The 15,421-nt window shown below is 69.6% G+C and carries 5 protein-coding genes, 1 tRNA gene and 1 pseudogene; 4 read left to right on the top strand and 3 right to left on the bottom strand.

All coding sequences use genetic code 11. From position 1 onward, the window contains the following. Positions 1 to 3: 3 nt before the first annotated feature. Positions 4 to 951, top strand: a complete 948-nt coding sequence (locus OJ962_RS21675) for an NAD-dependent epimerase/dehydratase family protein (RefSeq protein WP_202952505.1) — start codon at positions 4 to 6, stop codon at positions 949 to 951. Here the strand turns inward: OJ962_RS21675 and ftsH are convergent, their stop codons facing one another. Next, the gene (ftsH, locus tag OJ962_RS21670; protein WP_270006593.1) at positions 952 to 2,844 is read right to left on the bottom strand and encodes an ATP-dependent zinc metalloprotease FtsH; all 1,893 of its coding nucleotides are present in this window, start codon (positions 2,842 to 2,844) and stop codon (positions 952 to 954) included. A 174-nt stretch (positions 2,845 to 3,018) separates the two neighbouring features. Here ftsH and OJ962_RS21665 point away from each other — a divergent pair. Beyond that, positions 3,019 to 3,092 (top strand) — tRNA-Gly (locus OJ962_RS21665). 679 nt (positions 3,093 to 3,771) lie between these two features. On the opposite strand, the gene OJ962_RS21660 is transcribed toward OJ962_RS21665, so the two are convergent. Both OJ962_RS21660 and OJ962_RS21655 read right to left on the bottom strand, forming a co-directional pair. Next, positions 3,772 to 3,969 carry a hypothetical protein gene (locus OJ962_RS21660; RefSeq protein WP_202952502.1) on the bottom strand — a complete coding sequence of 66 codons (198 nt, stop codon included), beginning with the start codon at positions 3,967 to 3,969 and terminating at the stop codon, positions 3,772 to 3,774. A 248-nt stretch (positions 3,970 to 4,217) separates the two neighbouring features. Then, positions 4,218 to 13,433 carry a polymorphic toxin-type HINT domain-containing protein gene (locus OJ962_RS21655; RefSeq protein WP_270006592.1) on the bottom strand — a complete coding sequence of 3,072 codons (9,216 nt, stop codon included), beginning with the start codon at positions 13,431 to 13,433 and terminating at the stop codon, positions 4,218 to 4,220. Between OJ962_RS21655 and OJ962_RS21650 the strand changes: the two genes are divergently transcribed. Beyond that, a complete protein-coding gene (locus OJ962_RS21650) occupies positions 13,432 to 13,731 on the top strand; it encodes a hypothetical protein (protein ID WP_270006591.1) in 300 nt (99 codons plus the stop codon). The genes OJ962_RS21655 and OJ962_RS21650 overlap by 2 nt on opposite strands. A gap of 697 nt (positions 13,732 to 14,428) precedes the next feature. After that, a pseudogene (locus tag OJ962_RS21645) lies at positions 14,429 to 15,421 on the top strand (hypothetical protein); the annotation flags it as partial.

Genomic DNA, 15,421 nt, shown 5'->3' with positions numbered 1-15,421 from the left:
GGGATGCAAATCCTGGTCACCGGCGCCCACGGCAAGGTGGGCGCGGCGACGATCCACGAGTTGATCGCGGCCGGCCACGAGGTGACGGGCTGCGACGTCGTCGCCCCGGTCTACGAGGGCGGCGACTTCGGCGCCCACTACGTGCAGGCCGACCTGACCGACGCGGGCGACGCGTTCGCGGTCGTGCGCGGCGCCGACGTGGTCATCCACTGCGCCGCGTTGCCCGAGCCGACGCGCAACGTCGGCTCGACGGTGTTCCGCAACAACGTGATGGCCACGTTCAACGTGGCCGAGGCCGCCGTGCGGATGGGCGTGGACCGCGTCGTGAACGTCTCCAGCGAGACCGTGACCGGGATGGCGTTCGCCGAGCGGCCGTTCCACGCCGCCGCCGCGCCGATCGACGAGTCGGTGCCGGCGCGCCCGCAGGACCCGTACGCGCTCGCGAAGGTGTTCGGCGAGCAGCTGATGGACGCGATGGTCGCCCGCTCGGACGTCACCGCCGTGTCCATCCGACCGTCCTGGGTGCAGTGGGAGGGCAACTACGAGCGCTCCCTGAAGCCCTGGGTGAGTGACCCGTTCAGCGCGCCGCCCAGCGAGTCGTTCTGGAGCTACATCGACATCTACGACCTCGCGCACGGCCTGCGCCTGGCCGCGGAGGCCCGGACGGCGGGTCATGAGGCCTTGTACGTCGTCTCGGCCGACAACGGCACCGGGCGGCCGCTGCGCGAGCTGATCGCCCACCACTTCGGTGAGGCGGTGGCGGTCGGCGAGCTGGCCCGTGCGGACGCCGGCGGGATCTCCTACGCCAAGGCCGAGCGGCTGATCGGCTACAAGCCCGCGCACACGTGGCGCGACTACCTCAACGAGGACGGGTTGCTGCTCGACGCCCCGCGCGAGCGGCTCGCGCGGGGTGAGACGGGCGTGCAGCGCGGCCGCGCCGCGCTGGGTTGATCAGGCGTTCAGCGGGACGTCGACCGGCGCGCGCGGGGCGGTGAGCCCGGCCGCCGCGTAGGCGTCATCCATGTCGAGCGTCTCCTCCTCCAGGAGGCGCTCGGTGAGGCTGTCGAGCTTGTCGCGGTTCTCGGCGAGGAGCGTGACGACCTGCGCGTACTGCTCGTCGACGATCCGCTTGACCTCGGAGTCGATCAGCTGCTGCGTGGCCTGGGACACCTCGGACACGCCGGGCAGCAGCGGGCCCTGGGCGTCGGACGGGATCACCGCGATCGGGCCGACGGCCTCGCTCATGCCCCAGCGGCCGACCATCTGACGCGCGATCCCGGTGAGCTGCTGGATGTCGGACTCCGCGCCCGCGGAGATCGAGCCGTACACCAGCTCCTCCGCGATCCGGCCGCCCAGGGCGACCTTGATCCGGCCCGTGAGGTAGTCGACGTCGTAGTTCGTGCGCTCGGAGTCGGGGCTGGAGATCGTCACGCCCAGCGACATCGTGCGCGGGATGATCGAGACCTTGCGCACCGGGTCCGCGCCCGGCGTGAGCATGCCGACGATGGCGTGGCCGGACTCGTGGTACGCGGTGCGGCGCTTCTCCTCCTCGGAGAGCACGATGCCGCGCGGCGCGCCGAGCACGATCTTCTCGAGGGAGTCGGTGAAGTCCACGCGCTGGACCTTCGCGTGGCCTCTTCTCGCCGCGAGCAGTGCCGCCTCGTTGGACAGGTTCGCGATGTCCGCGCCGACCATGCCGGGCGTGATCGCGGCGATGTCGTCGAGGTCGACGTCCGGGTCGAGCGGGAGGCTGCGCGTGTGGACCTGCAGGATCTTCTTGCGGCCCTCCTTGTCCGGCGGCGGGACCGTCACGCGCCGGTCGAAGCGGCCGGGGCGCAGCAGCGCGGCGTCGAGGATCTCGGGGCGGTTGGTCGCGCCGAGCACGATCACCGTGTCCCCCGTCTCGAACCCGTCCATCTCCGTGAGGATCTGGTTGAGCGTCTGCTCGCGTTCGTCGTTGCCGCCGGAGAACGGACCGCCGCCCGAGGAGCGCTGGCGGCCGATCGCGTCGAGCTCGTCGATGAAGATGATCGCCGGAGACGCTTCCTTGGCCTGCTTGAACAGGTCGCGGACGCGGGACGCGCCGATGCCGACGATGGCCTCGACGAACTCCGACGCGGAGATGGAGAAGAACGGCACGCCCGCCTCGCCCGCGACGGCGCGCGCGAGCAGCGTCTTGCCCGTGCCCGGGCGGCCGGCGAGCAGCACGCCGCGCGGAATCCGCCCGCCGAGCGCCTGGTACTTCTGCGGGTTCTTGAGGAAGTCGACGACCTCCGTGAGCTCCATCTTGGCCTCGTCGATGCCCGCGACATCGTTGAACGTGACCTTCGTCTGGTCGCCCTCCACGCGGCGCGCCTTCGAGCGCCCGAACTGGCCGAGCGCGCCCATCTGGCCGCCCGCGGCGCGGCGGGAGAGCCAGATGAACAGGAACACGAGCAGGATCACGGGGCCGAACCCGAGCAGCAGGGACGTAAAGAACCCGCGCCCGTCGTTGATCGGCGTGGCCGTGATCTCCACGTTGTTCTCGTTGAGCTGGTCCAGCAGCGCCGTTCCGTCGTAGACGACCGGCGTCGGCAGCTCCGTGTCGAAGTTCTTCGCCGGCTCGGCCTCGGCGTCCGGATAGCGCTGCTCTTGCTTGAACTCGCCGGTGACCGTCGCGCCCTCCATCTTCACCCGCGCGACCTTGCCCTGGTCGACCATCTGCGTGAAGCCGGGCGCGCCCTGCGCGCTGCTGTACGGGATCGTCACGCTCGGCTTCTGCCCGGGCGAGAACACGGCCATCAGCACGTAGTTGAGGACCAGCAGGCTGAGGACGATGATCCAGAAGTTGCGCCCGCCGGGCATCCGCGGCGCGCGCCCCTGGGGCTGGTTCCCGGGCCGCTGCGCCGGGGGCTTACCGTCCTGCCGCGGGGGCAACGGAGTCCGGGGCCGTCGCTCGGTTGGGGAGTCCGCCATGAAATGAATGTACTGGCCGCCCTGGAAGAGCTCCTAAGGGCGGCTATACTCGACGCCCACCGCGCGGATGTAGCTCAGTTGGCTAGAGCGTCTGCTTGCCATGCAGAAGGTCGAGGGTTCGAGTCCCTTCATCCGCTCCTCACGAAAGCCCCGGATCTCCGGGGCTTTCGTCGTCTCGGGCGGAGTCCGGCGCCGCGGCGCGCATGGAGCGGTCTTGTCGCCGACCGCGAGCCGTCCGGCCGTCGAGCCGGCGCGGGACGACGCCGTCACTGTCAGAGCCGGTCGCCTCTCAGGGCTGGCCGGCGCGGCGGCAGCGGGCTCGTGTCGCTGAGGCCTTCGACGCGCCGCGCGCGGCCGACAGCAACGAGACATGTCGTCGAGGTCGCGGCCGAGGAGCCCTTCGAGATGTAGGTGGCGTCGTCGCTTATGTCGAGCACCCGCGGTAGACCAACATCGTGACCGCCACGGACAGCGGGTGTTGCAGGGCTGGCCCGCCGTGCGCGCCTCGCGCACCCCCTGGCCCAGCATCCGATCACCCTCGTACAGCGCCCACGGCCGGCCATCATCCGGCCGGTCGGGGCGGTCGAGTGTCGTAGCCACGTGCGTTTATGGTGGCCGAGGGTCGCCCGCAAGACCCAGCAGGCACTGTACGGACTGGGGCGCCCCACACAACTTGCGCTCCTCGACGACGAACGCCGCAGACATTCGCGGAGTTCGCGAGCACGGTTCCGAACGTCGCTCGGCACACCGCTGGCGTTTCACCATCGGACTGCGGACGCTGGCGACTCACCAGCGCCCGTATTCGGTCGCACACCATCATGTCGACGGCGTTGGAAGTCCACCGAGATCATGCGGCGAAACATCGGTCACGCGCAGCAGCAGCGAGAAGATGTCCAGCGCCGCGCGTCCGGCGTTCGTTTGCAACTCAACGACGTCGAGAGATCGCAGAGAGCTGGCCCCGACATCGAGCGTCATGACAATCGGCCGTTGATCAGACGCCGATCTGAACAGCACGAGACAGCGGTATGCCAGGACCAGACCAGACTCGTCCCTACGCTCCCGAACGATCGGCCGGACGTAGACGGGGCCAAGCCCAACCTGACGTTCGAGAGCCGCTGCGGAGCCCCACCGAGCCGGCCAACCCGCTGCTTGAGCCTCCTGCTCAAGCACAGCGAGTTGGCTGCGGTCGATCACGGCTAGGCAGAAATCCGGATCTCCCTTCTCAACGGCGGCGCCGGGCGGAATGGGCGGAGACCCGGCCACTAGTAGTCCAACGTCTCCACCCGGACTTTCACGTTCGGATCCAAGCTTCCTCCTTCGATGCGCCGACGCAGCTCGCCCACTCGGTGGTGGCCACCGATCAGCTTCCCGCCGGGCGTCACCAAGATGCCCTCGCGACTCTCAGCATTGTTGACCAGCGCCAAAAGCTCGTCGTTGCTGAGACTCTGCATGTACGCGCTGGTCTCTGCTCTCAGGCCGTGGGTCGGAGCGTACCTTAGGACGTCGGACGCGGGCTCAACAGCGCACGAGTCGTTGTGCACCAGCACGCGGGCTTCACCGACGAAGTACGTGTGGAGATCCTCAACGCTGAGGTTGTACGCGCGCCCCTGCCGGAGAGACTCGGGCCGCACGCCGCCGACGCTGATTCGCTCCCCCGTGACCGTGAAGACCGAATCGCCGGGCGTGAGATCGGCGGCGTCCTGCCACTCGCCGTCAGTGGCGTTCCAGAACGGGTGGTCCTCAGTGGTTGTCAGTCGCTCGCTTCCAATCGTCAGATCGACGAGCGTGTCGTCATGACTCCAGACCGCCAGCACACGTCGCCACCCGCGCACGCCGGTCAAGGGATCCGCGGCCATTACCCGATCGCCAACCCGGATCTGTGAGATCGGCCGCAGCGTCCCGTCCGCCATCAGGACACCCGTCGTTGCGCTGAACGAGCGCAGTCCGCCAATGGCAGTGCACGACTTGAGGAGCTGCCGCCCCGCGCTCTGCGGGGGGACCGAGTCGACAGCGACCTTGGCACCACTCTTTGCGCCGTCGACTCCCCGCTTGCTCCACTTCCCGGCCGTTGCGCCCCAGCCCAGGCCGGGCACCGCAGCTCCGCACGAGAGGCCGGCGTCGAGCTTCTTTCCGCGGACGGCGTAGATGCCGCAGTTGGCAAGGTCCGCCGGCTCACCAAGCCACGGGAACAGGCCGAGGCCGTCGAGCGTCAGGTGGACGTCCTCGATGTCGCGATCGAGTTCGTACCCCTCCGGCGGCGAGTCCGACGTGCCGATGTTGCGCAGGGAGAACCGCGGCGGCGGGCCGCCAGTAGGCGTCTTGCCGGCGTCAGGCGAGGCTGGAGGTTGCGCGGGGTTGTTGGTCGGGTCTGAGCCGGGTCCGTGATCTGGGGGATTGGGCTGCGGGGGGGTGTCGGTGGGCGCCGGCGGCCGTGCCTTGCAGTTGCGGTAGCCGCCCTTGCCGTCCGTCATCCCGGTGCAGTCGCCGTCGGCGGCCCGGTGGCCGTCGAACTCGACGCGGTTGACGGGGTTGCCGGCGCCGAAGGCGTAGCGCTCCTGGGTCAGGTGATCGGACTGGAGCGCGAAGTCCCCGAGGGCGTCCTCGAAGCGGTCCGCGGTGCTGAAGCGGCCGATCGACGGCAGGTAGGACCGAGCCTGCATGTCATAGGCGCGGATGCCGCCGTCGTAGTGGTGGCCCTGGAACCGGAACGGGTTCTCGCCCGCCTCGACGCTCGGACTGTTGGGATTCTCCTGCTCGCCGTACGGATTCAGGTCGTAGCGGTCGTCCGGGTCGATCGTGCCCGCTGGGTCCTCGAGTCCGATGACGTTGCCGTTGGCCGGGTCGGTGAAGTAGCTGTGGTAGTCGTGCCGGTTCTGGTCGGCGTCGTCGCTGGCCTGGCCGATGCGCCCGAGTGCGGAGTCGTAGTCGTAGGTGTTGACCGTGTCGTTGCTGTCGCTCGGGTCGCGGGTCCGCGAGAGCTGCTCGGTCATGCCGACGTAGCTGTGCTCGCGCGTCGTCCCCGAGGCGCAGCCGGACGTCGCGCGGACGCACTCGTTGTCACGACGGTCGAGACCGTCGTATTCGTAGCGCTTGTCGGTGCTCGCGCCCTCGGTGGAGGTGAGGCGGCTGAACCCGTCGTAGCGGAGGCGGGTTCCGCCCGCGCAGTTGTCGACGTTGTTGCTGCTGTCGGTGCTGCTCGAGCAGGCCAGGTTGCCGGCGGAGTCGTACTTGAAGTACTGCGTCTGCTCGGCGTTGTTGTTGATCCGCGTGTCCTGATAGCGCGCTGTCTTCAGGCGATAGCCGACCACGTCGAAGTCGGTCTCGATGACGTGGTTGTTGGCCCGCTCGTCGCGGATCTGGGTAGTGGCGCCGGCGCCGTTGAGCTTGTACTTGACTTCGGAGCCCACGACAGGCTCGTCGGCTTCCGGATGCGGGCGGTCGACCGGCCGCGCGTCGACGCCACGCTTCCACCAGACGAGCTGGTTGCGCGAGTTGTACTCGTGCCGGTTGTAGAACACCCTCGTCGGCGGAGTGGCATTGCTCCAGCGGTACTCGTCTTTGCGGTTGCTGTTGCCGTCGTACTCGAAGTAGCGGTAGTTCGTCTCCGCGTGTTCGCAGCCGCGCTCATCGGCGTTGGTGGTCCGGCCACGCGCGGTGACGCGGCCCTGGGTGTCGAAGTAGGTGCGCTGGCAGACCTCGCCGTTCTGGCGCAGCACGTTGGCCTTGCGGCCGGCCGGCCACCACGTGGTACGGGTGATCCGGTCCGCCTGGTTGCTTGTGTCGACCGTGACCTTGCGCTCGCGGCCGATCGAGTCGTACTCGAACGTCGACGTCTTGCCGCCGGAGTACGCCGGGTTGGTGCCGAGGTTGCCGTCGGTCTTGCGGACGGTGATGTTGTCGTCCGCGTCGTAGTCGTAGAAGGTGTCCTTGTCGTCGTCCCAGCTGTCGTTGGTGTCGACCTCGTTGACCTCGGTGAGGCGCTCGGCGACGTCGTAGACGCTGTGCGTCTCGCGGCCGTCATTGGTCTGCCGGATGCTGATCGTCGAGCGGTTGCGGTTGTAGCCGTAGCTGTAGCGCCGCGGGCCGGTGTCATCGCCGGTGGCAATCCGCCGCAGCAGCTGGCCGTTCGGGTAGTAGTGGCGCGTGACGCTACGCGGACCTTCCGCGTCCCACTTGACCTGCAGGCCGCGCTTGTCGAAGTCGTACGTGTACGCGCCCTCGCGGAGGCCGTCGTCATCGTCGTCCTCGTTGGGGTCGACGACGTACTCGTCGGTCGACTCCCGGATCCAGCCGTTGTCGTAGTAGTAGTAGCCGGTGCGCGCGCGGTTGGCCGTCGTGCTCCGGTACGGGGCGTCGATCCACTTCACCCGGCCACGCTGATCGCGCTCGACGATCGAGCGCCATTGCACGTCGTCTTCGCTGTCGTTGGTGCTGTTGGCGCCGACGGGCAGCCAGGTCGAGCGGAGATGGTTGTCCTCGTTGAGCGAGAACACCGTGGCGTGATACGTGGCGGCGGTGGCCGGCGGATTGCTGCCCACGGGCGGGATCGAGGAGCCGTCGTCGTTGGTCAGGGCCGCGAGCGCCGCGCCCGGGTTGTCGAGGTTGATGTTGTCGGGGTTCGGTGCCCCCCTCGGATTGACGACCCGGCGCAGGTTGCCCGAGAGGTCGTACTCCATGACCGTCACGGTGCGATCGTCAAAGGCGGCGTCTTCCTGGTCGCCAGTGTGCTTGCTCCCCTCGATCACGATCAACGGCCGCCCGGCACCGTCGTAGCGGCGCTCGGTGACCTGCGTGCGAAGACCGCCGCCGGGGCCGCGCCGTGCCCCGGGCGCGGTCACCGTGATCTGGTTGCCGTCCAGGTCGTAGGCGAACGTCGTCGTGAGGACCTGGTCGGCCTCGCTCTCGTAGCCCGCCTGCTGCGACACCGTCTTGAGCTCGTCAAAGCGGGTGTAGTCGCGGATCGTGGTGAAGTCGCCGGCGGCGCACGTCGTCGACGTGGACGTGTTCCCTCGCGGCATGCGCTCACACGTCTGGTTGCCGTTGGCGTCGTAGTCGTAGGTCGTGACGTGATCGAGCGGGTCCTTGACGCTCCGCAGACGGTCGACCGCGTCGTAGGTGCTGGTCGTCGCGTTGTTGCGCGCGTTCTCGAAGACGGTCTGGTTGCCGTTCTCGTCCCAGGTGGCCTCGGTGACCTCCTCCAGGAAGCCGCCGGTCGGCAGCGGATCGTCGTCCGGGTCGCCGCCGTCGGTCAGGGCGCCAGGCGACGTGCGCTTGACCCAGCGATCGAACTGGTCGAACTCGGTGACCGTCTGCTCGCCCTCGCCGTCCTCGGACATGACCAGGTTGCCGTTGCGATCGAAGCCGAACTCCGCGGGGATGCGGACCTCCTCGTCGACCGACGTCGTCGAGGAGTCGTCGGCCTTGTAGGGGTACTCGATGCCCTTGATCCGGCCCAGGTCGTCGCGCCGCAGATCGATGACCTTGCCGGCCACGTCGACGACGCTCTCGAGACGCATCTCGCCGTCGTACCGGAGCTCCGTCCCGCCGGCCATCGGCAGCAGGTCCGGCAGCGGCATGCCCGTGACCTTGCCGAAGTCACCGGGGCCCTGAGGGAGCTGCGGCCGGCTGCCATCGAACAAGAGCCACTCGTCCGGGGTGCGTTCGCGGACCTCGGGCTGCCCGCCGGGCTCGACCGTCCACCAGCTCGGGCGGTCCGTCCAGCGCAGCTCGCCGGTGTCGTAGAAGCGGTTGGAGAAGTAGTGCGCCGGCGGCGCGGGCGTGCCGTTGGCCTCGTCGTTGCCGCGCGGGTCCTTGATGTCGATCGGGTCGCCCACCGCGTTGCGGCCGTACTTGACCTTGGCGGCGCGCGACGGGACCTGGCCCGGAGCACGCGGGAGCGTGACCGTGGCCACGTCGCCGTTGCGGTCGTACGTGTACGCGGTCTGGAAGTCGCCTGCGACCGTCGTGCTGGCGACGCCGCGCGGGGACGTGATCGCCGTGATCCTGCCGTCGTCGCGTCGCGCGTACGCCGTGGTGCGCTGACCCCCGCGCGTTATCAGCGTGACGTCGTCGTGCACGTCGTACTGGAACGTCGTCGTGAACTCGGCGGCGGTGCCGTTCGGGCCGGTCAGGGTCATGCCGCGCGGCGAGATCACACTGGCGAGGTTGTTGTTGGCGTCGAAGGTCCGGAACGTGCGCAGCGCGGGGACCCCGCCGCTGGCGTCGGGGTTCTCGATCTGGTCGACGCGGTTGTCGGCCAGGTCGTAGCGGTAGAGCCAACGCTGGGCGCTGGCCGACGCGGCGTTCGTCTTCGCGTCGCCGACCTTGTTGGCCAGCGGGTCGGCGACTCCCACGACGTTGTCGCGCCAGTCGTAGGCGTAGGAGGTGATCAGGTTCTTGACCGCGTCGCCGCGGCTCTGGCGCTGCTCGACGACGAGCCGGTCGATCGCGTCGTACTCGTACGCCGTCGCGTGATCCCCGGCCACGCTCGCGGACTGACTGCCCTCCGGCGAGGTGACGAGCGTCACGTTCTCGCGCGCGTCGTAGTCGTAGGACGTCTTCTCACGAGCCGGGTCCTGCTCGCCGTGATGGTTCACGGCGGGGGCGAGCTCGAACGACACGGCGTCCATCGCCGTGAACTCGCGGTCGGTGTGTGCGCCCTCGGCGTCGGTCGAGCGCGTCGGGTTGCCGTTCGCGTCGTACTCGGTCAGACGATGGCTCCACGTCTTGGTCGGGCAGCCCTCGTCCGGGTCGTTGCTCGGGTCCGTGCACTTCGGCGTCCACGACTCGCGCACGCGGTCGAACGCGTCATAGACGAACGACGTGGTGTACGGCTGGCCCGGCGTTGCGGACGTCCCGCCGCGCGGGTCGGTGACCGCCAGCAGATTGCCGACCGGGTCGTAGTTGTAACGCCACGTACCGTCGTAGCCGGCTTCGCCCGCGTTCTGGCGCGGATCGACCACGACCGTCGGCATGCCGTTGGCGTCGTAGCTCGAGTAGCTCGTGCGGTTGTCGTGCTCGTCCTCCTCCCAGTTGATGAGGCCGTAGCTGCCGTACTCGGTCTGCGCCGGCGCCAACCCCGCGTAGGTGCGACTGGTCACGTTGCCCGCGTTGTCCAGGCCGAACGTCACCGTCGGCGCCGGGAACAGGAACGTGTTGCCGCGCGCCGGCCGGCGCAGCGACGTGAGGTCGGTGACGTACTGCGTGCCGTCGTCGAGGCCGCCGTTGGTCGGGCCGCTCTCGGTGCCGAAGCGGTAGCTGAGCGTGGTCACGCGGTCGAGCGGGTCGGTGATCGTGACCGGGTCTCCGAGACGGGTGTAGGTGATCTCCGTCTCAGCCGCCTCGGGCCGGTTGGCCGCGACCTCGTAGCGCGTCATGTAGTTGTCCGTGCTCCAGCCCATCTCGGTCACGGTGCCGAGCTCGTCCGTGATGGTCACGGCGCGACCGACGGTGTCGGTGCAGTACTTGGTGTCGCGGTTGACCGGGGCGGTGGCGGTGAAGCAGCGGTTGGGGTCGTCGTAGGAGAACGCGGTGGCGTGGTCGCGACGGTTGGTGATCGAGGTGGAGCGCATGCCGACGCTCTTCACGCCGGCCGCGCCGGGCGCCGCCGGGGTCTCGTAGGCGAGCGTGGTGTCGTTGCCGCGGGGGTCGATCACGCTGGCGAGCTGACGGTTGGGGCCCGAGCCCGCGTAGGTCAACGTGGTGGTGCGCACGTGCGCGGTGCTGGGCGTGCCGTTGGGCGAGACGACCTCGCCTTGCTTGAGGGTCGTCAGGTAGCCGTCGGCGTCGTAGCCGAAGTCGGTGACGCGGCCGGCGTGGTCGACGATTCGCGAGATGCGGCCGGCGCGACCTCCGACCGGGCCGGCGAGCGCTTGGACGTCGTGGATGTCGAGGGTGTGGCTGCCGGTGGGCAGTGTCGGCCCGGGTCGGTAGCTGATGGTCAGCGATCGCTTGGCGGTCTCGGCCCCACCGTGCTGGACGCCGTAGGGGTCGACCACCCGGATCACGCGCTTGGTGCACAGCAGGTTCGCGGAGGGCGAGCCGTTGCAGTCCGAGACGTTGCCGGTGACCTTCGAGTAGCGCTCGTAGTCGAAGCGGATCGTGTTGTTGTTGCGATCCGTGATGTAGGTCTGGTAGCCCTCGGTGTCGAAGAAGAACGTCACGCCGTCAGGGCGCGTCGCGGCGAACTTGCGCGCCGGGTCGGTGGTCGAGTAGATCCGGAACGCCAGCTCCACCCCGGCCGGCGCCGAGAACCGGTTGGTGTTCGGAACACGCCAGAACTCGTGATAGGTGCCGTCGACGTCGGTGAGGCCGAGCGTGGACGGATCATCGGCGCTCGCGCCGGCGAGACGACGCAGCGGCTCGTTGAGGCGCGTGAGGCCGGAGATGCCCAGCGAGAAGCCGTGTCCGGCCTCGCCGTACACCGTGCCGCTGAGATAGCCGGCGGAGGTGATCGAATAGCCGACGACCTTCGTGCCGCCCTCACGGATCAGCGAGCCGACGTAGGCGCCGCGATCCTGCGAGTTGTAGGTCAGGTTGACCACGCTCGACAACCCGCGACCGGGGTTGACGACCGGGGTCGAATGCCAGACGAGATTGCCGTTGGCGGCGTTCACGTGCGCCGCGGTGCCCGCGCCCGTCGGCGTGCTCTCGTAGGCGAAGAAGTTCTCGAGCCCGAACCGGCCGCGGTTGAGCCCGTCCGGATGGACCACGTAGATGTTGCGCGTCAGCGCGGTCGACAGGTTCCCCGCAGCGTCCTCCGCCCGCACCGTGATCGTGTGCAGCCCCTCGGAATACGAGGCGGGATCCAACGAGTGGTAGCCAGTCCGGGAGTTCCAGCAGCCGCCCGAGCAGGAAAAGTCGATCGACGGCTTCGCGACGCCGTCAACGCTCACGTGCACCTTGGCGATGCCTGAGCCGCCCGAGCTGTCAGTGCCCGTGATGCCGATGTCGCTGCCAGAACCCACCGGGTTCGCGAACGACCCGCTGAAAGACACCGTCGGCGCATTGCGATCCACCTGGACGTTCCACGTCTGCAGCGCCGAGACGTGGCCGGCGGCGTCGCGAGCGCGCACGCCGAGCGTGGAGGCGCCGTCCGGCAACAAGCTGGCGCTGTAGGAGAGCGAAGCCGCCCAATTGCTCGAGCAGGACGGGTACCAACCACCGGTGGCAGGAGAGCCGGGCGTGCAGTCCGTGCGGTCCGTCGTCGCCAGCACCGTCCCGTTGCGGACGAGCTCGAAGGCGATGGCGCCGAGCCCGCCGTCCGACGCCGTCGCCGACACGGTGCGCGAGGCGGTCCCCACCCAGCCGCCGGATGCGCCGGTGACCGCGGACAGCGTCGGGACGTCCGGGTCATCCACCTGCAGCCACGGCGCGAACACGATGTGGTCCTCCCATGACGTCGGTGCGAACACGTCCATCCGGAACACCGCTTGCGTGCCCGAGAAGTAGGAGAGATCGTTCGTCGGGCTGTCGTAGGACTCCGGCTCCTCGCAGCTGTAGATCACACACACGGTGACCGCGCCGTCCGGCGCCGCGACCGGGCTGCCGGGTACCCATGAACCACCGGAGTCCCGGAGTCCGAGGACGCTCTCGCTGTAGCCCGCGCCATAGCGATAGAGCTCGCCGCCGGCGGCCACGACGTACGCCGATCCCGGCGGCTCATAGCGGAACTCGCCCCAGTCGCCGGGAGCCGTGCCGGACTGGTTGTTCAGGTAGTACTGGAGGTAGCCGTTGGAACCCTGGACCGGCGCGCTCAGATCCGGCTGGAAGAAGCCCACCGCGTTCTCGATGTAGTAGACCGTCGGGTCGATGAGGATCGGGTAGTGCAGACCCGCGCCGCGGTGAGCGATCTCGATCACCAGCTTGCCGTCGACGACCGACTCCCGCGTCGTGACCGGGACGTCCTCGGCGTCGACGGCCCGCACCGGCGTCGTGGCGCCGATCACCGTCTCACCGCGCACGATCTCGGCCGATCGACCCGGCGCCAGCGGCGCGCGGACGGTCAGGCCCGGCTCCAGCCGGTACTCGAGCGCGACGCGCTCCGGGCTGTCCTGCGAACGCAACACGAACATGGCCTCGAGGCCGCTGGTGCGCGGGGCGACCAGGTAGTCGACGTCGCTCGCGACGTTGGCGTAGAAGACGCTGCCGCCCACGATCTCGCCCGGAGCTCGCGGCGCTCCCACGGGTGCGAACCCGATGCCGCCGTCCTTGAAGCGAGCACCGTCGGGCGCCGAGGCGCCGACGGCCACCTCGCGCGGCGGATTCTTGAGCGAGAAGCCGGACGCGGACGCGCGCCAGCCCAGGTCGACGGGGGCGAGCCGACCCGAGCCCACCGCCGACTGCACCGGCGCCGACGAGACGAGCGCCGACGTCTCACCCTGCTTGTCCGTCAGCAGCGCGGCGTTGGGACGTTGCAGCCGCGAGCTCTCAGCCGGTGAGCCGACGCGCTCCAACACGGACCGGCGAGGCCCGACCATGCCGGGGAACCGGTCCAAGGCCAAGCGCCCGGCAGCGTCGGCGCTGAGCGTCCGGAACGCGGTCTTCGACGCTGCCCGGTTCGCGACCGCGTTCGGCTCGCTTGAATGCTTCGGCCGCCTGATTGGTGCTGCCGGCGCCGGTGTCGGCGTTGCCGCCGAGCGTGTCGGCGTCGCAGTTGGCGAGGCGGTGGGTGTAACCCCTGGCGCGGTGCCCGTCGGCGTCGCGGCCGGCGCTGTGCCGGTGGGTGTCCCGGCCGGCGCGGTGCTCGAAGGTGTCGCCGTCTCGGACGCGCGCTGAGCGCGGACCGGAGCTCCAGCCGTCGCGATTGCAGCCAGCCCCGCGAGCGTGGCGAGCGCCACCACGACGAATCGAGTCGGCCTGGCGTCCTCACCACCGAACCGGGACAGCCACCAGCGAACGACCCGACGCGCCGTAGAGGCGAACATCTCGTACCCGCTCTCTTATTGGGGTCCGCCGCAGGCTCCCCCGCAGCGACTCGGTCAGAACCCAACACGCCGATCCAGGTTCTGTCAACCGCTCACGGACGCCTCATTGAAAGAATGTCCGCGCAGGGACATGGCCCGGAAGTTGAGTTTCAAGTGCCCGGGCGCGGGTACGCGCGCGGACACCGAGACCGAGGCACGGTCGGTGCGGTCCGGACCGGCGCGCGCGAAAAAGTGCCGTCGACGGGCACCGAGTGGCTAAGTTGTCAACGTCGAGCTGCGACGCGCTGTGACGCGCCTACTCAACGCGTCACGGCAGATCGGCGCCGCACTCGTCCGCCGGCCGGGTGTGCCGGGCAAAGGTTGGACGATTCGTACCCGCTCTCCCTTTCCCGCGCCCCGGCCGGCACCGTTTCACGGACCATAGATCCCTCAGGACCGTCGCGTGTGACCGGGGCCAGAATCTGGCGGTCCGGAACCCAGTTTCCAGGCTTATAGGCAGGCGCAATCGGCCGGTTGACCTGTCCGCAGGATCGGCTTAGCGTCTCTCCGTGGCACACGAGCGCGCGCTGCAGGAAACGCCGGCCTCAGTGCCCGAGCGCGTCGGGGCGCCACCATTGGAGCTGGCGCTGGCCGGTACGCCCGAGCGGGCGCGGTCGCTCGCCGCGACGATCGGCAACCAAGCGTTCGGCCGTGTTCTGGCGCGCAACGGGCGTGGCGAGGGCGGCGGTGGCGGAGGAGGCGGCGGCACGGGGACGGTCGCCCCGCCGCAGACGCGGACGATCATGCTCGACGGCAACGTGCTCGACCAGATCAATCGGGGCAACGCAGCGGCGGCGAGCACGCTGCGCGGGCTCCAGCAGGCCGGGCACCGGCTGTACGTCACCCATCAGGCGATGCGAGAGATCACGGACGACATCGAGGACCCGCAGATGCGTGCCGCCTACCGCGCGATGCTGGCGGACCTGCAGCTGACGGTCGCCCCGGCCGGATCGAGCTCCACGATGGCGGACCGGGTCCGCGACTACGCGGCGAACCTCAGGTCCAACGCGCTCTCTGACGACGACCTGCTGGTGGCCACGCAGGCGCGCGCGTCGAACGCGGAGTTGTGGAGCCTCGATCGCGCGTACCGGCGCAACGCCGGCAGCGTCACCGCGACGATCCGAGGACTTCGCCTGGCGCCCGAGTGCACTTCCGTGCCGCTGGTCAACTCGACCTGGGACTACGCGCAGGGGCGGCGGCTGCTGAACCTGCCGCCGATCACGATCGACGCCGCGGGTGGGGTGACGCGCCCGCCGACCCCTCCCACCGGTTCGGGCGGCGCGCCGCCGCCGACGACGCCTCCGCCCGTCGGTGGTTCACCGCCTCCGCCGCCTCCGAGCGGAGGCGCGGCGGCGCAAGGTACCGGCGGCGATGACGGAGGGCGACGTCCGTCCGCGGCTCGACCACAGGCGCCGGACGTCGAACCGGCCCGGCGCGTCATGGGAGCGCCGCGCACGGCGTCCGCGCCCGCGGCTGCCGAGCCCGCCGGCAGGCGGGCACCG

The sequence above is a fragment of the Solirubrobacter deserti genome, from assembly GCF_027587175.1.
GTDB classification, from domain to species: domain Bacteria; phylum Actinomycetota; class Thermoleophilia; order Solirubrobacterales; family Solirubrobacteraceae; genus Solirubrobacter; species Solirubrobacter deserti.
This window is presented reverse-complemented; position numbering and strand designations above follow the sequence as displayed.